The sequence below is a fragment of the Paenibacillus mendelii genome, from assembly GCF_024498075.1.
GTDB lineage: Bacteria > Bacillota > Bacilli > Paenibacillales > Paenibacillaceae > Paenibacillus_Z > Paenibacillus_Z mendelii.
Window position 1 is genome coordinate 102,231 of sequence record NZ_JANHOF010000016.1, and the last position, 18,725, is coordinate 120,955.

19 protein-coding genes are annotated in these 18,725 nt (G+C 49.5%); 3 read left to right on the forward strand and 16 right to left on the reverse strand.

Annotated elements, in window-relative coordinates:
* Positions 1-94: 94 nt before the first annotated feature.
* From NNL21_RS30060 to NNL21_RS30085, 6 genes are all read right to left on the reverse strand, one after another.
* Positions 95-1,114: a LacI family DNA-binding transcriptional regulator gene (locus NNL21_RS30060; RefSeq protein WP_204818931.1), complete on the reverse strand. Its 1,020-nt coding sequence runs from the start codon at positions 1,112-1,114 to the stop codon at positions 95-97.
* Between the two features lie 111 nt (positions 1,115-1,225).
* A complete protein-coding gene (locus tag NNL21_RS30065; RefSeq protein ID WP_204818930.1) occupies positions 1,226-4,291 on the reverse strand; it encodes a glycosyl hydrolase in 3,066 nt (1,021 codons plus the stop codon).
* Between the two features lie 22 nt (positions 4,292-4,313).
* Positions 4,314-5,144 carry a carbohydrate ABC transporter permease gene (locus NNL21_RS30070; protein WP_204818929.1) on the reverse strand — a complete coding sequence of 277 codons (831 nt, stop codon included), beginning with the start codon at positions 5,142-5,144 and terminating at the stop codon, positions 4,314-4,316.
* Entirely contained in the window at positions 5,141-6,019 is an 879-nt protein-coding gene (locus NNL21_RS30075) for a carbohydrate ABC transporter permease (protein ID WP_204818928.1), read from the reverse strand. Before NNL21_RS30075 ends, NNL21_RS30070 begins: the two co-directional genes overlap by 4 nt.
* Before the next feature lie 61 nt (positions 6,020-6,080).
* Positions 6,081-7,433, reverse strand: coding sequence for an ABC transporter substrate-binding protein (locus NNL21_RS30080; RefSeq protein WP_204818927.1), 1,353 nt, complete (start codon positions 7,431-7,433; stop codon positions 6,081-6,083).
* Positions 7,434-7,754: 321 nt separating this feature from the next.
* Positions 7,755-8,348 carry an HAD-IA family hydrolase gene (locus tag NNL21_RS30085; protein ID WP_204818926.1) on the reverse strand — a complete coding sequence of 198 codons (594 nt, stop codon included), beginning with the start codon at positions 8,346-8,348 and terminating at the stop codon, positions 7,755-7,757.
* Positions 8,349-8,674: 326 nt separating this feature from the next.
* Here NNL21_RS30085 and NNL21_RS30090 point away from each other — a divergent pair, with 326 nt between their 5' ends.
* From NNL21_RS30090 to NNL21_RS30100, 3 genes are read left to right on the forward strand one after another with little or no spacing between them, the layout of a single operon-like run.
* Positions 8,675-9,157: a MerR family transcriptional regulator gene (locus tag NNL21_RS30090; protein ID WP_204818925.1), complete on the forward strand. Its 483-nt coding sequence runs from the start codon at positions 8,675-8,677 to the stop codon at positions 9,155-9,157.
* Positions 9,158-9,175: 18 nt separating this feature from the next.
* Complete coding sequence (locus NNL21_RS30095; protein ID WP_204818924.1) at positions 9,176-9,616, forward strand: SRPBCC family protein; 441 nt, start codon at positions 9,176-9,178, stop codon at positions 9,614-9,616.
* Positions 9,613-11,199: an MFS transporter gene (locus NNL21_RS30100; protein WP_204818923.1), complete on the forward strand. Its 1,587-nt coding sequence runs from the start codon at positions 9,613-9,615 to the stop codon at positions 11,197-11,199. Before NNL21_RS30095 ends, NNL21_RS30100 begins: the two co-directional genes overlap by 4 nt.
* 263 nt (positions 11,200-11,462) lie before the next feature.
* Here NNL21_RS30100 and NNL21_RS30105 read toward each other — a convergent pair whose 3' ends face one another.
* The 10 genes from NNL21_RS30105 to NNL21_RS30150 all read right to left on the reverse strand — a co-directional run bounded on the left by NNL21_RS30105 (position 11,463) and on the right by NNL21_RS30150 (position 18,548).
* Positions 11,463-11,957, reverse strand: a complete 495-nt coding sequence (locus NNL21_RS30105; protein ID WP_204818922.1) for an NUDIX hydrolase — start codon at positions 11,955-11,957, stop codon at positions 11,463-11,465.
* Positions 11,958-11,963: 6 nt separating this feature from the next.
* On the reverse strand, positions 11,964-12,560 hold the full coding sequence (locus NNL21_RS30110) for an NAD(P)H-dependent oxidoreductase (protein ID WP_204818921.1): 597 nt from the start codon (positions 12,558-12,560) through the stop codon (positions 11,964-11,966).
* Positions 12,561-12,611: 51 nt separating this feature from the next.
* The gene (locus NNL21_RS30115; protein ID WP_204818920.1) at positions 12,612-13,094 is read right to left on the reverse strand and encodes an NUDIX domain-containing protein; all 483 of its coding nucleotides are present in this window, start codon (positions 13,092-13,094) and stop codon (positions 12,612-12,614) included.
* On the reverse strand, positions 13,085-13,549 hold the full coding sequence (locus NNL21_RS30120) for a class I SAM-dependent methyltransferase (protein ID WP_204818919.1): 465 nt from the start codon (positions 13,547-13,549) through the stop codon (positions 13,085-13,087). Before NNL21_RS30120 ends, NNL21_RS30115 begins: the two co-directional genes overlap by 10 nt.
* Before the next feature lie 230 nt (positions 13,550-13,779).
* A complete protein-coding gene (locus NNL21_RS30125; RefSeq protein WP_204818918.1) occupies positions 13,780-14,277 on the reverse strand; it encodes a GyrI-like domain-containing protein in 498 nt (165 codons plus the stop codon).
* Positions 14,278-14,405: 128 nt separating this feature from the next.
* Positions 14,406-14,939, reverse strand: a complete 534-nt coding sequence (locus tag NNL21_RS30130) for a GNAT family N-acetyltransferase (RefSeq protein WP_204818917.1) — start codon at positions 14,937-14,939, stop codon at positions 14,406-14,408.
* A 59-nt stretch (positions 14,940-14,998) separates the two neighbouring features.
* Complete coding sequence (locus NNL21_RS30135) at positions 14,999-15,526, reverse strand: GNAT family N-acetyltransferase (RefSeq protein WP_204818916.1); 528 nt, start codon at positions 15,524-15,526, stop codon at positions 14,999-15,001.
* A gap of 32 nt (positions 15,527-15,558) precedes the next feature.
* A complete protein-coding gene (locus tag NNL21_RS30140; RefSeq protein WP_204818915.1) occupies positions 15,559-16,182 on the reverse strand; it encodes an adenylate kinase in 624 nt (207 codons plus the stop codon).
* 161 nt (positions 16,183-16,343) lie between these two features.
* Positions 16,344-17,861 (reverse strand): exo-alpha-sialidase, encoded by a 1,518-nt coding sequence (locus NNL21_RS30145; protein ID WP_204818914.1) that lies wholly within the window; start codon positions 17,859-17,861, stop codon positions 16,344-16,346.
* Positions 17,862-18,083: 222 nt separating this feature from the next.
* Positions 18,084-18,548 carry a GNAT family N-acetyltransferase gene (locus NNL21_RS30150; protein ID WP_204818913.1) on the reverse strand — a complete coding sequence of 155 codons (465 nt, stop codon included), beginning with the start codon at positions 18,546-18,548 and terminating at the stop codon, positions 18,084-18,086.
* Positions 18,549-18,725: the final 177 nt, after the last annotated feature.

The window sequence follows — 18,725 nt, forward strand, 5'->3', positions numbered from 1 at the left end:
ATTGTAAACGCTTACATATTGATTCGAAATCGCATTGCCGCCCCCTGCTTTACGAGGGATCACGGCAATGACAAAGCTTAGACGACAAAACTCCTTACCAGTCAATCACGTTTATAGCGTCAATATCGGTGGAGCCCCGCACAATGAGCTCCGGCTTCAGCAATACAAGCGTATCATCGGCTTCGCCGAGCATCAATTCAGCGACACGCTTCGCGATGATCCTAACATCGGGATTCAATGTCGTAAGCGGCGGATCCACGATATTGCACCACTCAATATTATCAAATCCAATTACAGCAATATCGTTAGGAACACGGATGCCTTTCTCTTTGAAATACTTCATAGCCCCAATCGCCATCGCATCATTGCCTGCGACAACGGCGGAAGGGAGCGGATACAAGCGCGTCATCTCGCGCGCACACCGATAACCGCTCTTAATATCCATCTCTCCGGAGAAGATCAGCTCTTCCAGATAGGGAATCGAGGCGCGGCCAAGTGCGGCACGGTACGCCTGCAGTCGATCATCGCCCGCGACGTTGCCCAGATGTCCGGATATGTAGGCAATGCGCCGATGGCCTTTCTCGATTAGAAAGTTCATCGCCCGCAGCGTACCCTCGAAATAATCGATGTTGACCGATTTAATCGGGCTATGCGGAAAGATCCGGTTCAAGGATACGAGCGGAATGCGCTCGCTAATCTTAATCAGCGTCTGGGTAATCTGCTCGCTCCAGCCAACGCTGGAGAACAAGATTCCATCCACCTGGCGTAGCAGCATAGACTTGATGACGTCCATTTCGTGTACCTCCTCGGAACGGGTGGAGAACACGAAACATCCGTAACCCGAGAGCGAGAACTCACGCTGCAGCTCCACGAATAGCTCCATAAAGAACGGGTGATCCACATCCGGTACGACGATGCCGATCATATTCGTCTTCTTCGTCCGCATGCTCTTCGCTGTAATATTCGGCTCGAACCCAAGCTCTGCGATCGTCTTATTCACTCTCTGTACCGTTTCTATGGATAAGTTTGAATAACCGTTGATGACCTTCGATACCGTACTAGTTGATACATTTGCCGCTTTAGCAACATCCTTAATCGTTACCAATTCGATCACACCACCTTAACCCTCATTATATCCCATCCATACTCAACTGAAAAACGTCTAAGCTAGTCGCAGAGTGGTATGGCATACAAGAGGCCACGCACATTCAACGTTCAGCTGCTTCTACCGGGGAGCTTCCTCATCGTTGTCGTATTCCACCAGAACCGGCGCGCTGCCCAACCCGAAGCTTACGACATGATAGCTGTCTGACCAGGTTCGATCTGGCGTGTTGTAAGCAAGAACGAGATCCTCCCACCCCTTCACCCCATGAAACTGGCTGGGACCGACAAACCCCACCTCCCCTTTGAAATAATGATGCGGCCCGAAGGTATTGCGCAGACCGCTTGTCAGCATCAACTGGATGTCATTCGCCCCCTCGCGGACAAATGCGGAAATATCCAGTTCATAGGGCGACCACAGATAGGAGCCCGCGTCGATTCCATTGATCCTCACTTGGACAATGACTGCATCCGGAGGTACCTCAAGCTGTAAGCTATACCTGCGATTCTGGACAGCCTGCAGGTCGAACTGCTGGGTCAGAGAAACCGTTCCGGAGTAGAACCAGAACCCCTGCGGTGTCAGATCAGATAGGTCGGCATGCTTCGGGAGCGGCCCGATGATAAAATCATCTGCAGACAGCCGATGCGAGCCAGGAATTCGATCCAGCCCATGTCCGGGTACCGGACTTACGGCGAATGATCCAAGCAGATAGATCGATTCTAGCTCGGTGAGAGGCACATAACGATTACGCTCCGTCTCGAACGCGTCCTCGTCATCCAGATAGGCGGCCCGTGTGGATCGGAACCCCCTGCGAATGACAATGTCATTCCTGCCCCCGATCAGATAATCTCCAACCGGAACAGCTTGGAAACAGGCGTCAACCCAGCCTCCAGGCGCATCGCATTGCACAAGCGCTTCATTCACATGCAATTCCACTCGCTCCCAGTCCTCCAGCACGACGCAGATGGACGAAACATCCAGTCTTCCGTCCAACTGAAAGCTGAATTTCAGTTGTATCTCCGCATCCGCGCCTTGTGTCTGAAGTTCGCTCTGAATGACGGACAACGGCAGTGGACCGCTCCAATTCGGCTGATCCGCGCGGCGATAGCAAGCCTTGTCCAAGGTGAGTACATTCGTCAGCTCATTGTCCAGCGTCCAATGATTCCGAAGCTTTGTTCTTCGATAGGGGAGCTGCCCTGAACTCGAGACGGAAGCCGGTAATGCGCCTTCCTCCCGCCTAGCCGCTTCGATGCATACCGATTCCCCGCCATCGAGCTTAATTGTCCAATAGGTGTCCCCGACCGCATGCCAGTAGACAACGGCCGTTTCAAGACCTTGACGGTGATTGATTTCCTTCAAGTCCCACTCACCGGGGATATGAACGATCCCTTCTTTCCTATCCGTCCGAGAGGAGTTAGCCAAGAAATACAGCATACTGCCCTCCTCCCGCCGAACCCGCGAATAGATCCCTCTCACTCGGGAACCCGAGCGACTGATCACTCTCACCAGCTGATGCCGGTCGAGTACCGCCGTTAACGTCTTCTCCGTCGGCATAATTCGCTGTACATGCTGCTCCCACCATGACACCAGCTCTGCATTCTCTCTTCCATCCACGCAGGACGGCGAGGTTCCGCATTGAACAATCTTTCCGCCCGCTGCCGCAAACCGCTGGAGAAGCGCGTAAGTTGTACGCTCGAGAGACACTAGGGACGGAATAAGCACAACCCGGTAGGACATCGCCCCGATCCGGAGTGAATCTCCGTTGACAACCCCATATCTTTCCATGATTCCTTCATCGCCGTAATCGAAGTCGATTCCCATGTCCATGAGCAATTCCGTCATGTCCCCGAACCTCCGGTCCAGCTCCCACAGCTCGTCTGGCTTCGTAGGTTTGTACGCGCACCATGCGCTTGACAAGGGATGCAGCAGCAAGACTTGAGGCTCCCGTTCACCCTGTGAAATCCAACCGTACAGCTTCTCAAAATAACGATTGAATGCATCATACTGCGGCCACCATGGCTGCTGGCAGCTTAAAGCAGGCGGGTAGTCCCTCTTCCGCGCACCACGAAGTGAATAGGCGGCAAGATGCTGACACTGCACATTGACCCCTTGGGATAGCTGCCACTCCGCGATCCACTTCAAATCCGCAAAGTTAACCGTCCAACCGCTGCAGCCAAACATCTCCGAGAGGACCTGCGTTCTCCCCATCTGGGCAGCCGCGCTTGTCACTTGCTTGAGAAGAACGGGCCGGGTGATTCTGCGTCCGAGATGATCAATTCCCGGCATGTGCATCCATTCATAATGGGGCATCGCTCCAGCAGTGAGCTTCATTTGATAAAATAACGTATCCTCGCCTGCCACATGCCCCGTTTGTGCCAGATTGTTGTTCTCGCACCACATACCGATTTGCTTCATATAAGAGTTGACCATTTGATGTGAAATCAGCTTCCAGTAATCATGCCGGATCGATACCTGCTGCCCGAGCAGCAGCGCAGGAAGCTCATCCAGCAAATCGTATCCGTACATCGATTGAAACAACTGCGGCAGCTTTAAGGTCCAAGGATATTGGTCCGCCGCATACTGGGGTTCGTCCGTGAAGAACCCGCGGATCGTTGTTCCAAACTCGTGTCCGAATCTTTCCTTGTACTTCTCGTGCGTCTGTTGGATAAACAGCTGAACCGTCTCTTCGTTCATCAGATCCGAGTAATAGGGATTCGCCTCGAAATAGACGTGAAGATATTCGCTATCCGATTCATAGGATGACGGATCTGCTTCAGGTTCCATCCGCTTCCATTGCCCACTGCGCTTCTCGTATATGGCTATTGTTCGACTCGTCCGGGTCAGCTGGCCGGCAGGAATCTGCTCCCACGTCAACCACTTCTGCTGGTGCTCGATACCAGCGCGGGGCACTAGCCCGCCGCAGAATCCGCTTGGCCATGCATCTTCATCGTACAGCCAGACCTCCAGATCAATAGCTTTGGCGGCTTGAATCGCATAGGACACGGCGTCCATCCACTCTTCTCCCATATACGGCGTTAATAATCCCCCACGGGCATGAATGAAGAAGCCGCTCAGGCCGGCATCCTTGAAGCCTTGTAACTGATTACCGATTTCGTTCAAATCCAACTTGTCATTCCAAGACCAGAACGATAGCACGCCCTTGATCCATTGCTTTGATTTTAGCTGCATACGCGCTCCTTATTCTCGATGTTTATCCTTTTACGGTCCCGCTGGTCATCCCTTCAACGAATTGTCTTGTGAAAACCGTGAAGAGAACGATGATTGGGATGGTCATGATGCAGAGCCCTGCCATTAAGGGTCCGTAGTTCGAGCCATGCAGGCTTTGGAAAACCGTAAGTCCGATCGGCAGTGTCCGGAGTTTATCGTCTGTTACCGATACGAGTGCCCACACATACTCGCCCCAGATTCCATTGATGATCAGAATGGTGACGGACAGCAGGACCGGTACGACCAGCGGAACATAGATTTTGAAGAAAACGCCCCAGTCGCCGCTGCCGTCAATGGCAGCCGCTTCCGCAAGCTCACCCGGGATCGACAGCATAAAGTTCCGCAGGATGAACGTAGACATGCCCAGTGCCCCGACCGCATAGACAATAAACAGATTCCAATGCGTTCCGATAAGACCCAGATCATTGAGCAGCAGAAACCGGGGAACAATGTTCATCTCGTCCGGAATGAACATCGCGAACAAGATGCAGAGAAACACGATGTTCGCGCCCTTGAAGCGCAGCTTCACGATCGCATAGGACAGCATCGTGCTCATGATGAGTGCGGCCAGCGTCGCCGTTACCGTCACCAGCACACTATTATAGGCGTACATGGACAGCTTGCCATCGACCCATGCGCGCACATAATTCTCGTAACGAAAGACCGTTGGCAGCCCCCAGTAATTGGAGAATAACTCTTTATTGTTCTTGAATGAGTTAATGATCATGAATAATAAGGGATAAACCATAATCAACGAGATAACAGCGATAACCGATGAATATCCCCATTCCATAAAGCGGCTCTTCCTACTCACTTCTGCTCCCCTCCAAACGACTTCCGGATCAGAACGGTCACAAGAGCGATTACCGCAAACAACATGACGCTCATCGCAGCGCCTTCCCCATAATTTCGCGCGGTAATATTGTCGACGATCAGCTTGGTAAGTGTTGTCGTGCTGCCTACCGGGCCGCCGTTCGTTAACATATTATAAATATCGAACGCTCTCAGGCTGCCGAGTACCGTAAGAACGAGGTTGATTTCGAGAACTGGCTTGACAGCCGGCAAATAAACATACCATAACTCCTGTCTGGCAGTAGCTCCATCTACTCTGGCAGCCTCCAGCTGATCCTTGGATACATTCTGCATCGCCAGATAGAACAGCATCATCGTTAGTCCGACATACTTCCAGATATTCACGGCAATGGATGCATACAGCGAGGTCTCCGTCGTTCCGAGCCAGGGCATCGCCCAGCTGCCCAATCCGATCGCCTCAAGCAGCGTGTTCAGCAGCCCGCCCTCCGGCGTATAAATAAATTTCCACAGAATCGCCACGACGGTGCCAGGCAGCACAACGGGAATAAAGATGGCGACCCGGCCAATATTCTGAACCCATTTGTTAGAGCGAACGAGAAAGTATGCAAGAAAGAAACCGCCGGCAATTTGAAACACCGTGACGACAGCCACGATCTTCAACGTTACGATCACAGCAGGACCGAATCGTTCAGCGTTCAAGGCATCCCGAAAATTCTGCAATCCGTTAAAGCCTATCTCTTGACCGGATGAAAATTCAAAGAAAGCCAGCCTTAAAGATTGAAAAGATAAATAGTAGGTAAAGAAGAAAATTAGCACCAAAGGCGGAATGACGAACAAACCTATCATCCAGAAGCGAGCGGTTCTCAGAGCAGCCATTGTTCCTCCATGATGAGCTGCCGCGCAGATAATGCTTTCGATTCTCTGCGCGGCATGCTCGTTATTTAATCATTGTTTCCTGCTTCTTCTGCTCGAGCCAGTCCGCAATTTCCTTCGGTTGGATCTTATTCAGAAGAAGACCTTGTAACTTCGATTCTTGATCAGCCGTCCATGATTGATCGGTATAAGTCACGTAAAAATTAGCTTCGTTCATCGGGTTGACGTTCTTGATTTCCTTGGCTGTTGCCGACAGGAAGGCATCCTCGATGGCATCGCCCGCAGTCGGATTCGTCATAGCCGATCCCGTCTCCTTCGCCCATAAGCTCTGCACTTCATTCGAATTGAGGAATTTGGCCAACAACAGCGCCTCTTCCGGGTGCTCCGTCTTCTGCATGACGAAGTAACCGTCCATGCTGCCGAATGCATACTTCTCGCCGTTGTCGAACGGAAGCGGAAACTGGCCAAGCTCGAAGGTGACCGCTTCTTTTATGGCTTTAAGCTCATTGTTATTCGCCATCAAGATAGCCGCCTTGCCGTCATAGAACTGCTGCTGTGCTTGTTCACGTGTAATCGTCAGCAAATTCTTGTCGAAGAATCCGTTCGTAAACCAAGACTTGAATTGCTCCAAAGCACCGATGCCATTCTTATCATTGGAAGGGATCAAGCCTTTGCTGTAATCCTCCAGGCTGCCTTCGTCGTTCTTCAAGCCATTTGTACGTAAATAGTTGATAAAATAGCTGGGCAGGCTGGGGGAACCTGAGCTTGCCATCGGGAGGATCCCCTTCTCTTTCAAACTTGCAAACAATTGATTCAGCTCGCTCAAGTTGCTTGGAACAGCCAAGCTGTGCTGGTCGAATAGATCCTTGTTATAGAAAGCCGTGAAGAAGCTTCCGCGGAAAGGCAAATTGTAGATTTTTCCTTCTGCCGTTGTCCCGAAATTGAGGGAGAACGGTACAATACTGTCCTTCCACTCGGCATCCTGGCTCAGCTTATCCGTCAAGTCCATGATTTCCCCATCGTCGACGAATTGCTGCGTGAACGCGCCCGGCCAGCCGAACGCGATGTCTGGACGGTCATTGGAGGCAATCTTTGTCTTCAGCGTTGTTTCGATCGTATCCCATGTCACCGTTGTCATCTCGACTTCTATGTTTGGGTTTGCTTTCGTGAACAGATCGAATGATTTGTTCATTTGCTCCTCATGCTCCGGCCAGAACTGCAGCACCTTCAGCGTGACCTTTTCTGTTTTCTCAGAGCCTTTCGCATCCTCTGATCCTTTCGTCTCATTAGAACCATTAGCCCCCTGCTCGGCACCATTCTTCGTCTCTGTGCCTTTATTCGAGTTGCTGCAAGCGGATACAAGAATCAACATCAAAGCCAGGCAAGCCAGTAACCATGTTTTCTTCCCACTTACCAAAAGAACCACCCTTTTACAATTAAATTTAGAAGTCGATTTCTCACCTCTGATTAGAGCTGTACACACTCTGAATGAAGTGTTAGGAAATCGATTTCCTTAAGGGTAATGTTAGCAGAGGATAAATATAACGTCAACCCCTTTTTTGGGATAAAATATGATAAATATAGGTGTAATGGGATGGTTATTGATGTTGTTTATTAAGCGGAATAAGAAGTCAAGGAAATCGTTTTACTACTGAAAGGAAAAGGTAATCACACGATGTCAGAGAAGCCACTAACAAATAGAACCCCTTGCTGGACAAGGGGTTCTACAGAGGTGCTCTCACACGGAGCAGGATTGTAAGTGATGTTCGACTTGCTTGATCCATTCCCCAGATGCGTCTGCGAGCATCGTATTCCAGCCTATCTTTCTTGCGGGCTTCAAATTCCGTTTTTGATCATCGATAAACAACATAGGAGAATCGAGGTTCAACTTGGCTTGAACAAGTTCGTATATCGCAGGATCCGGCTTGCAGCAGCCCGCTTCACTGGATATGGTGATGCTCTTGAGGCAAGTCGTTAAAGGCTCTAACACCGGTTCAAGCCATTCTTGACGATGATTGCTTAAGAGATGAATATCAGCTGTAAGACTCCACTGAGGTATAAGCGCGAATGCGGGTAAAGGTACAAGCTGTTCCAACAATGTCAGCCTTGCTTGATGAGTATCTACCGCCGGCCATTGCTTCTTGATCCAAGCCCAGAACTCGCCTTCATCTATTCTCCCGGTCCACAGGTCTATCCGAATTTCCTCCTTGAACCGTTGTTTGAAACTCTCTTCCTGAACGCCGGCAGAACGAGCCAGTTGGTTCCAATAGCCCGAAGAGAGATTCGATACAAGAACACCTGCAATATCGAATATGAGCTGCGGTTTACTCAATGCCGGAGTTCCTCCTTCCAAATTGTTTATCCTCGTCAATCCAATGTCATAGCGCCGAAGTCAGCTACAATGGAAGTATACAGTAGGATAGAGCGTATTGTCCGATTCTCTATTCCTTGCTGTTCATAATACTCCGAAAGCCCACAGTGATTATGTACTGCGGGCTTTCGGAGTATTGTTGGGGCGCTTTTAGGTTTCCTAAAGAACTATAACCCCTTTTCATGCTAACTTTTAAAAAATCCCATTTTGCCCTTGAACCTTACGTGACGTCATGCATTATGATGCGGATACCGGTAAAATTTCGCGCGAAAAATAAGGGGATGATTATGAAACGGGAGTGGAAAGTTGGAGAACTTGCGAAATTAACAGGATTAACGGTTCGAACATTGCGATATTACGACCAGATCGTTTTGTTCCCGCCATCCGGTCATACCGACTCCGGACACAGGATCTATACCGAATCCGATATTGCACGCCTGCAACAAATTCTGTTTTTGAAGGAGCTCGGCTTGTCGCTGGATCAGATCAAATCAGTAGTTGTCGGCGATCATATCAGCCTGTTAGATATCGTCTCCCTTCAGATTGCTCGTCTAAAAGAAAATATAAGTATTCAACAGAAGCTTTTACAGGAATTAGAACATTTAACAAGCCAGAGTAAGGAACCTTTTACAATACTAGATTATACCAAAATATTAGGCGCCATCAGGATGAATCATGAGAAATATTTCGCCGAACGGAAAGCGATCGGGGATTCACATCTAGACCGGCTTGGTGATTATCTTGAAGACCATCCGGATGAACCTACCTAACGGAGGACTAAATAAATCATGAATGAACGAGACGTAAAGCACTCTACATTTGTTATCGAACGTATTTATAACACATCTCCCGAGCGGGTATTCGCCGCTTGGTCGGACGCGTCGACCAAAGCCCGATGGTTCCCGAAAGCCGACGAGTTCGACTTTCGAATCGGCGGGAGGGAGATCAACCGCGGAGGCCCGCCGGGAGGGGCGATCTACACTTTCGACGCCTGCTACCAAGAGATCGTGCAGAACAATCGCATCGTTTATACCTATACGATGGACTTGGGAGAGACACGGATATCGGTCTCTGTGACGACGGTGGAAATCAGGCCGGCAGACAGCGGTACACAGCTTATCTATACTGAACAAGGCGCCTTCCTTGATGGTTACGATGCGCCGGAACAGCGCGAGCACGGGACGAAATATATGTTGGACAAACTGGGCGATTTATTGAAAACCGAATGACGAACACTATGAATGGGACTGAGATACAAGCCGGCATGCGTGAATGGATCGGGCTCGCTGTGCTTGCCCTGCCCGCCCTTCTTGTCTCAATCGATCTCTCCGTAATGATTCTCGCACTGCCGCACATTGGCGCCGACCTCGGCGCCGACAGCGCCCAGCAGTTGTGGATCATCGACATCTACGGCTTCATGCTCGCCGGATTCTTGATCACAATGGGATCGCTGGGAGATCGGATAGGCCGCCGCAAATTGCTGCTGATCGGCGGGGCCGCATTCGTCATAGCCTCGATATTGGCTGCATTCTCCCGAAGCCCTGAGATGCTCATTGCGGCCCGCGCATTACTCGGCATAGCCGGAGCGACTGTATCGCCTTCTACTTTAGCCTTGATAAGCAACATGTTCCGTTCCCATAAGCAGCGCTCCCTCGCTATCGGCATATGGTTAACGTGCTCTATGGGCGGAATGGCCCTCGGACCGGTGGTTGGAGGTATCATGTTGAATCACTTCTGGTGGGGCTCGGTGTTTCTTCTGGGCGTGCCGGTCATGTTGCTTCTACTAATAACCGGCCCCATGTTGCTGCCCGAATACCGGCACCCCGAATCCGGCCGGCTGGATTTGACCAGTGTCGCGTTATCGCTGGGCGCTATACTGCCAGTCATATACGGCCTCAAGGAATTCGCCAAGTACGGTCTGCAGATGGTGCCTGTGCTGTTAATACTGGCGGGCATCGTCCTCGGCACGGTGTTCGTGTCGCGGCAGCGCAGGCTGACGAGTCCCCTGCTGGACCTGCGCCTGTTCGCCAGTCCCGGATTCAGCGCTGCACTGGGGGGCATGTTCGGTATTACACTGACAGGAGCGACCATGCTCTTCATCGCGCAGCACCTTCAATTCGTGCAAGGAATGTCGCCGCTTCAGGCAGGGTTGTATATGCTCCCTGGAGTAATTGCCTCGATGGCCGGTATGCTTCTCTCGCCGCTTATCGCACGCCGGATCCGACCGGCTCGTCTTATCGGAACGGGTCTATTGGTATCCACCGCTGGCTGTTTTCTGCTGACCCAGGTGGGGGTAGAGTCCGGTCTCACGTTTCTGGTGCTCGGGTACATCTGCTTCAATTTAGGTGCAGCTCCGCTCCCAAGCCTGTCCAGCGACCTTGTCATCGGCTCAGCACCGCCGGAGAAGGCGGGATCGGCGGCCGCCATGCTGCAAACCAGCGGCGAATTCGCCTTCGCGCTGGGCATCGCAGTCTTTGGCAGCATCGGCACGGTCGTTTACCGCAACCAGGTGGCGAACTCTATTCCCGCCGACTTGCCGGCATCCGCGGTACAAGCATCCCGCGACAGCTTGGCCGGTGCCACTGCTATAGCGGAAGGCCTCTCCGAACAAGCCGGCAAGGCTCTGCTCACCGGCGCACGTGAAGCCTTTACCGGCGGGATGCACGCTGTTGCGACAGCCAGCGGCGTTATCATGCTCGCTATCATCGTTCTTGTCATTACACGGCTTCGGCACTTACGACCAATCGGAGAGACCCAGTCTAACCAAGCTGACAGTATTCCAGTAGTACCCAACGCTGCCAAAGAATCATAGTTCCACTGCATAGTAATGTAATGCTGAAGTAAGAAACCAACCAGTACGAGTACTTTTCTTTGGCTGGGGGGTATTCGAACCACCGGAAGGGGTTAAGCCGGTCGCTTATGCGGCGTGACCGGGCTTAACCCCTTCTTCAGCTTCATCCAAATAGATGCGACACGATTCGTTTCGCAAATCTGATTGCTAACTACGAAGTAGCAGTATCATTGAGTGAATAGTCGATATCGAAAAGCGGCTCCCCAGAATCTTGGGGGGGCCGTCTATGTAATCGAATAGTTTCTCACAGCTCTATTAATGACATGCTTTATTCCGCCGGTAAGATCCAAGGATCTGAGCTCCGGCACTACAAATTCAGGCACAATCTGAATCTCATCCAGAGCGTCAAGCTCTACCCATCTATGAACGAAGCCATCCTCGATACCAAGGAACTCTCCCTCACGCCGCAAGATCGGATGCCCCTCTTGTATCTTCACAACAAAGTACATTCCTATTTCATGAATCCTCTTGTTGGGGAATTCGATGTAATTTTCAAGAACCCATACAAGCTTCTTCTCTACAATTTGCACACCGAATTCCTCGAGCATCTCACGCTCAATGGTTTGTTCAGCCGTCTCGCCAAATTCGACCCGGCCTCCGGGTATGAACCAACGGTCATTGACCTCCGCCCTCTGCATAAGTATCTTATTCTGATTCAGAATGATACTGGCAGCCCGGAATTGAAATAACCCCGCATGATTCTCATAGGATATCATCATGGATGCTCATTCCTTCGGGAAATGCTTATTTATTAGATGCTTGGTGTCTTGAAGCCAGCCCATCCGTTCTTCCGGTGTACTGTCCGCAATGACGCGATACATTCTTCGATCGAATCGGTTAACCCCGCAAAACTCAAACACACATGATTTCCAGATGTTCTCGAGCGGATCGCCGAATATAGAAACTTCTCTTTCCGCCAGCGTGTTTGAAGTATTGAAAACAACACCGATTCGGGCCTTAAGCAAACCGGTCGGAAGTCCACCCCCGTTGTCTTCCTCATCGAACCTGTAGGCGACCCCTGGGCGGATGACCCGGTCAATCCACCCCTTCAGCATCGCGGGCGGCTGCCCCCACCAGTTGGGATGGACAATGACGATCCCCTCCGCCTGCTTTATTTCATCACAATGCGTTTCGACTAACGGATCATGAGATTTACTTGATTCCAGTTCCTCGCTCGTTACGACAGGATTAAAGTTTTCCTCATAGAGGTCGTGAAAGTTAACCCAATGACCATTATTTCTTAATGTTTCAACGATTGTCTCTGCAATCGCATGATTGAAGCTCCCCTTATTCGGGTGGCCCAGTATAGCGGAAATATTCATGTAAAACCCTCCAATTCCCAGGAAATTGTGATTCTTTGCCGCGGCAGCGGGTTAATCCTTATTTTTGATATAGAATAAAATTCCTGCCCGATCCACAGCCGAAAACTGTAAAGGATCCTCATTCATTAATCGGCGCACTTCTTCGACAGACACCCATCTGATATCCTTCGTTTCGTCGCCAATCTCCAGCAGCTCCCCTTCCGCTTTGCAGCGGAAATACAGTCCCACGGAATCAATTGACCCTTTGGTCGTCTGATACGCCCCGAAGGGACGAATACATTCCACTTCAAATTCCGGATCTATTCCGACTGTATCGATTCTTGTGTCCAGGCCTTCGATTTCTATGACGTCAAGACCTGTCTCTTCCTTAACTTCCCTTATTAAGGCATGTACGAAAGATTCATAGGGCTCAATTCTTCCTCCTGGAAGCTCGATTCGCTGGGGTCCACCCGGCTTGTTTCGTGTTTGAACGATAATTTCGGTTGTACCCTTGGAATTCCGTTCAATAATTGCACGCGAATTTACTAGAAACATTTGAATACACCGCCCTTGTCCAATGTGATCAATCTCATGAATCCAGAGCCACCGTATTGTTCATCGCTTTGATACCCCGTTAACGCGAGCTTGGAATTCCTTAGTTCTTCTTCCAGATCACCATCCGTAAACCAACGCACATACCCTTCTCCTTGTGGAAAACAATCGCCACGCTCTATAGTCGGGAACCTTGATGCCGGTGACTTCCTGTAATCCTCGTCAACAGCATCATCTATACACTCATCCGGGACAATGTTCTGCGTAACCAGACAAATTCCACCAGGCTTCAATAAGCGGTATAAGTGATCCAGATAGTTATTTCGAAGCTCTTTCGTCGGAATATAGCACAACACCTTAAAACAAATGATGACGTCAAAGCTATTTTCTTCAAAAGGATAATTAAACTCGCTCACATACCTATAATCAACTTCGATATTGTAATTAGGCATCCGCATAATGATTCAGCTGCTCGGGTTTATTAAACCAATTCACAACGGACTCCAGTAAATAGTGCTGTTCCTTGGAAATCATTCCCTACCACCGCCTACGATCGTCGATTTGATGCAACCCTTAAAAATGTTTCCTCGGAAAGCCGGAAGCTAGAATGATAAATCCATCCGATTCGATGAAAAAAGACCGCTGAACCATAAGCGGTCTGTGATACTAACGCCTAATTAAGGTAAGATCAATTCTCCAGATCGACAGGACCGAATACCTCTATTGAGATCCACTCTGGGATGCCATCCTGATCGAAGGGATACTTCTCCAACACCATGCCATCTTCCTTATGGGACATTTGATGCTCCTGCCTGTATGCAGCAAGAACTGCATAGGGGTCAGTACCTCCCGGATGCGGCCCTTCATAGCTAACCTTGGTATACTTCCCCTTGGGAACCGTGAAACCCATCATTCCATCCGGAATTTCTGCTAATTCACTCACCTCTAAGCAATAAAAGTAAGTAAACATTACTTCACAGCTGTACCACGGCGCCCAGTAAAGCTCAGGATTGACGGGATGCTTGATTTCGCCTTTCCGCTCCAAGAACAGCTCTTTCGTTTTCCCTATTTTGCTGTAATCGCCATCCTTGAAGGAAACGATGACCGGAATACCTACCATCTTCATTTCATCGAGTTGGACCAGTTCTACCTCTCCAGTTATCCCCTTGACCAATGGATTGCTCAACGTCCATCACAGCTCCTCATGAAAGGATCACAAGACAATAGCACTACCAAATGAACCACATTTACCCATTTAATATACCGTACACATGTTCTACTTGTAAACCGTTTCCTTTTTTAATCTAGAAGCTCTCATTCGTCATCAATTATCGGTTTATTGGTTTGTTTATAATAGAGTACGGTTTCGTGCAATTCACCACTGGAGGACCTCGCATAATTCGGGATACGACCCGCTTCGATGTATCCCATGGATCGGTAGAGTAAGTTCGAAGGATCACCCGATCTCGTATCTAAAATCAATAAAGATCTGCTCTCTTCCTTTGCTCTGTCCTCTGCAGCCTGCATGAGTAATCGTGCGATCCCGCTTCTTCGGGAACTTGGATGGACCATCAACTTAGCTACCTCAGCGCGGTGGGTCGAATTCGGCTTCATGGCCAAGTGCAATTGAATGGTTCCTACGAGCCGTCCTTCCCTCATCGCTGCCCAAACCATCACGTCTGGCGCTATCACTTGTTCCCAATATTTCATCGCATCCTTATAGCCTAGCGGCGATAAAAATCCTAGCGATGCCCCATCCTCAACCACATGGATTAGCAACTCTGCTAATTGTTCGCAAATGACCGGTTCCATGGATAGGATTTCCTGTATGGTGACTTCATCTTTCATGCTGACCATCCTTTGACAATTAGTTTGATCGAACTTGGGGGTGTCTAATTGATGCGCTCTCACAGCCTTTTCAGCATATGGATATCATGCGGTTCTAATTGGAATAATTCCGGATCAACCTCGCTTGTTATTTCACTTCCGCAATTACGATAGAAATGAACGGCTGACTCTGTTTCTGTGGACGAGATATATAAAAACTTCGCCCCTCTATCCACAGCTTCCCGGCTTAACGCATCCATTATATGTCTACCGATTCCCTGTCTTCGGTAATTCCTGGATACATACATCAGATCCACTTGCAGCTGATCCTGATCCTTTCCTCTGAATTGGTTGGCTAACACACCAAATCCGACAAGAAGCTCCCCGTCGAATGCGCCATATGCTTTGCCGCCTTTTTCTAATTGATGCTTAAAGCGCTGGATGAGCTCCTCGACCTGTTCGGAATCCCAAGTATCGCATTCATGCCCTGCTTTTATTTCTTGCAGTACACCCTCATTCATTTGATAGTATCGTTCAATAAGCTCAGATCGATCGATGTCGCGTATCCTGTCTGCGTCGATAAGCTGTAATTCTCTATAAAAAATCATTCATGAATCCTCCTCGACCTTGAGTATTTGGATCAACTCCGCATCAATTGTTCGATTCCTTGCGAGCCGTCGATCACACGCAAGCTGCCTTCGGATTGATAGAAGGCAGTTAGCTGCATGATTAAATCCTTATTTATTCTCAGACGCTCTTGGACCGTAGCTTCATTATCATCCTCTCGCCGCTTTAAATTTCCGTCACACTGATCACAGCGGCTCACGATTCTTGGCGGTTGGTAAACGACATGATAGGCTGCTCCACATTGTTCACAGGTTCTCCTGCCGGTTAACCTCTCCATCAAAAGCGCTTCCTTTACATCCACGTAGATAACAACGTCTATTTTCTTGCAATGAGCTTGCATGAAATCCTTCAAAGCCTGAGCTTGAGCGATATTTCTTGGAAATCCATCAAGTAAACATCCATTCGCACAGTCCGCATTTAATAATCGATTCTTGGTAATTCCAATTGTTAGTTCGTCAGGAACCAACTCACCCTTAATCATATACTTCTTGGCTACAAGGCCTAATTCCGTACGGTTGTCAGCCGCTTGTCGCAACATCTCTCCCGTTGAAACGTAAGGAATTCGCAGATGCTCCATAATAATCTTGGCCTGAGTGCCTTTACCTGCACCGGGCAGCCCCAGTAAGACCACATTCATTGTCTAGTCTCCTTTATGATAGAAATACAACGGGCAATGGCCCAATCCCTTCAACAAGTGATAGGATTAGGCGATTGTCATGCAAATAGATTCAAATGCGAATACTTTCCATAGCCCTACGAGGCTGCTCGCTTATTTCGGTATCAACATGCCCACACGAGTCAGCTCTCTTTCTTAGCAAGGGGACGGAGATCACTAGGCTGTTGATTCGTCAAAGAACGGAATTTCACGATACGATGAAAGGTCAAATAATTGGCATTATGATAATTGGCTGCGCCGTTAATCGCCGTTCGCGATGCGAACAGCAGGTCTTCCCCCTTAACGAACCAGTCCACGTACTGGAAACCTACCTTTGTATAGTCCTCCGGCCAGTCATTGCGCTCATAGTCCAATATATCCTTCACTACCTGCCACTGTTCCATATCGGGCGAACAGACAAGCGACAACACATTCCGCTGTCCGACATGGGCGACATACCGGTTGACGAGCGACCAATAAAGTCCGGAAGGGGCATCGTAATAAACGGAAAACTTGCTGTTGTTGTTAGGAAAATCGATGACTTTGCCAAATGATGGCGAGGCTTCCGGCAAAGCGGGGTCGATCTCCAAATAAATAGCCTTACCAAACTCCTCTGAAGCTCCGTAGCACTCATACCGCAGCAGACTGACTAACCGGTTATCGGGCATTTTGACGACGTTACCTTCCAATAAATTCGTGCGTATGCCTCCCTTGACCGCTCCCTCCCAACTGCTGTCATACGGCAGGAAGGGTGTAGCGATCCAGCTTGCGGCATCGAGGAGATTGGAATCGACTGAGGCCGAGATGACGCCGGATGCATGCCGTCCTTTGATATGCCAAGAGCCATAATCGATTGCTGTCCATAGGCGTCCGTTGTGGATCGTTACCGGCATCGACGATTTGTGCGGCCCACCCGTTTCTCTGGAACCTCCTTCGATCAGACAAGTAGGTGCTGACCAAGTCTCGCCCCCGTCGTCGGAGCGGCCAATTAATAAATCGCCGTACTCTGTACTCGTTGCCAGCATATAGAGACGCTCTTGATGCACGAACAGCTTCCCCCAGAAGCAAGGATACAGGTCGGCGATGAACGTCCATGTCTCGCCATTATCTTCAGAGCGAAACACTTTGCTCAGGTTCTGCCCGGCATTCCCCCAATAGACATCGTGGGACGCTACCAGCCGGCCGTCGGGCAATTCCACGATGGATGGACTGGCTGGCGATCGGCCTGAGAAGCCGTAGGCATAATCCTCAGGATGAATGTAGTTGATCACCGTTCCCGGTACGGGCCCCGCGCAAAATAGTCTCAAAGCACTTTCCGCAACCGGCTCATCTGTAGCGGCACGGACAGCCGTCACCGTCAGCTCGTAATCAACTCCGTTCTCAAGCCCCTCAATAATAGCATGCGGCATGCGGCTGTTATGTGCAACAACCGTTTTTTCACCATTACCGCGCAATCCGTAAGAGATCCGGTAGGCTAGACCCCCACCTTCTAAAGATGACATGTCCCCTTGATACTGCCAATCCAATTCAACCCTGCCATCCCCAGGCGCTAGGCGGGTAATATGCAGCTCCGTTCCCGCAGCTTCTTCGCTCCCCGCAAAATTGTACAGCTCGCTGGCCCGCAGAAAGTTCCAAGGCCGATCCATCTCGCTTTGTTGCATGTCTTCTCCTCCTTATTCATCCCGCGGCATCACATTGCACGATGAACCTGGACAACGGCCCTTATCGGGAGACTGCCCATTCGTCTCACGGATTATCGTTCTATATTATAGAACGTCGTTGTCTATTATAGATCAATTATTTAGATGATACCTCAAGAAGGTGGATCGAGCAACAGAATTTCATAGGATATTACGAGTGCAGCTTATGAGTATTAAGTAAATTCAATTTTTGATATGTTGAAGTTTCATGTTCGTGTAGTACGGCTTGAAGCCGAGACTTTCCCAGAATCTTCTGCCTGCATCATTGCTTTCTAATACATCGAGAATTAGCGCCGCTGACTTAGGGAAGACATCTGCTCTCAGTTTAATAACCCCCTCTCTCCCAAGCCCTCTCCCCCGGAATGGCTTTCTAATGAAGTATTGTCTTAAATAGATTTCTTCTTTGGCACTGTCATAAGCATTCTTGCGTTCTTGATATAGCCCATAACCAATGATTTCTTCTTTACATACGAGCAGCATGGCTTTCCAATCGCTGCTTATGAAATCACTCATCCGATTGTAAAGCTCTCCATAATCCATCCGATTTTCGCTTTGTTCATCCCTAATCAGTTCCTGATTCATTTCCGTGAGTACCCGAATATGTTCCGAGCCCGCTTGTTTCAATACCAATTCTTCGATCTCATTCACCCTCTTGACTCCTTGAGATCATAAAACCTCAATAGTTCTTGATCGATTTCATCTATATATCCAATCTCTTTATTCCCATCCCAGAACACGATGTCAGTCGCCTCTTCATTCTTCAGAAACGGCCTTTCGTTTACAATTGAGGTACTGAACAAGCCTCCATACTCTGTCTTTCCATTC

Bases quoted from the DNA above. Each gene is read 5' to 3' on its own strand.
- NNL21_RS30065 (WP_204818930.1), bottom strand. From the start codon at position 4,291: ATGCAGCTAAAATCAAAGCAATGGATCAAGGGCGTGCTATCGTTCTGG.
- NNL21_RS30075 (WP_204818928.1), bottom strand. From the start codon at position 6,019: ATGGCTGCTCTGAGAACCGCTCGCTTCTGGATGATAGGTTTGTTCGTC.
- NNL21_RS30090 (WP_204818925.1), top strand. From the start codon at position 8,675: ATGAAACGGGAGTGGAAAGTTGGAGAACTTGCGAAATTAACAGGATTA.
- NNL21_RS30095 (WP_204818924.1), top strand. From the start codon at position 9,176: ATGAATGAACGAGACGTAAAGCACTCTACATTTGTTATCGAACGTATT.
- NNL21_RS30100 (WP_204818923.1), top strand. From the start codon at position 9,613: ATGACGAACACTATGAATGGGACTGAGATACAAGCCGGCATGCGTGAA.
- NNL21_RS30105 (WP_204818922.1), bottom strand. From the start codon at position 11,957: ATGATGATATCCTATGAGAATCATGCGGGGTTATTTCAATTCCGGGCT.
- NNL21_RS30110 (WP_204818921.1), bottom strand. From the start codon at position 12,560: ATGAATATTTCCGCTATACTGGGCCACCCGAATAAGGGGAGCTTCAAT.
- NNL21_RS30115 (WP_204818920.1), bottom strand. From the start codon at position 13,094: ATGTTTCTAGTAAATTCGCGTGCAATTATTGAACGGAATTCCAAGGGT.
- NNL21_RS30120 (WP_204818919.1), bottom strand. From the start codon at position 13,549: ATGCGGATGCCTAATTACAATATCGAAGTTGATTATAGGTATGTGAGC.
- NNL21_RS30130 (WP_204818917.1), bottom strand. From the start codon at position 14,939: ATGAAAGATGAAGTCACCATACAGGAAATCCTATCCATGGAACCGGTC.
- NNL21_RS30135 (WP_204818916.1), bottom strand. From the start codon at position 15,526: ATGATTTTTTATAGAGAATTACAGCTTATCGACGCAGACAGGATACGC.
- NNL21_RS30140 (WP_204818915.1), bottom strand. From the start codon at position 16,182: ATGAATGTGGTCTTACTGGGGCTGCCCGGTGCAGGTAAAGGCACTCAG.
- NNL21_RS30145 (WP_204818914.1), bottom strand. From the start codon at position 17,861: ATGCAACAAAGCGAGATGGATCGGCCTTGGAACTTTCTGCGGGCCAGC.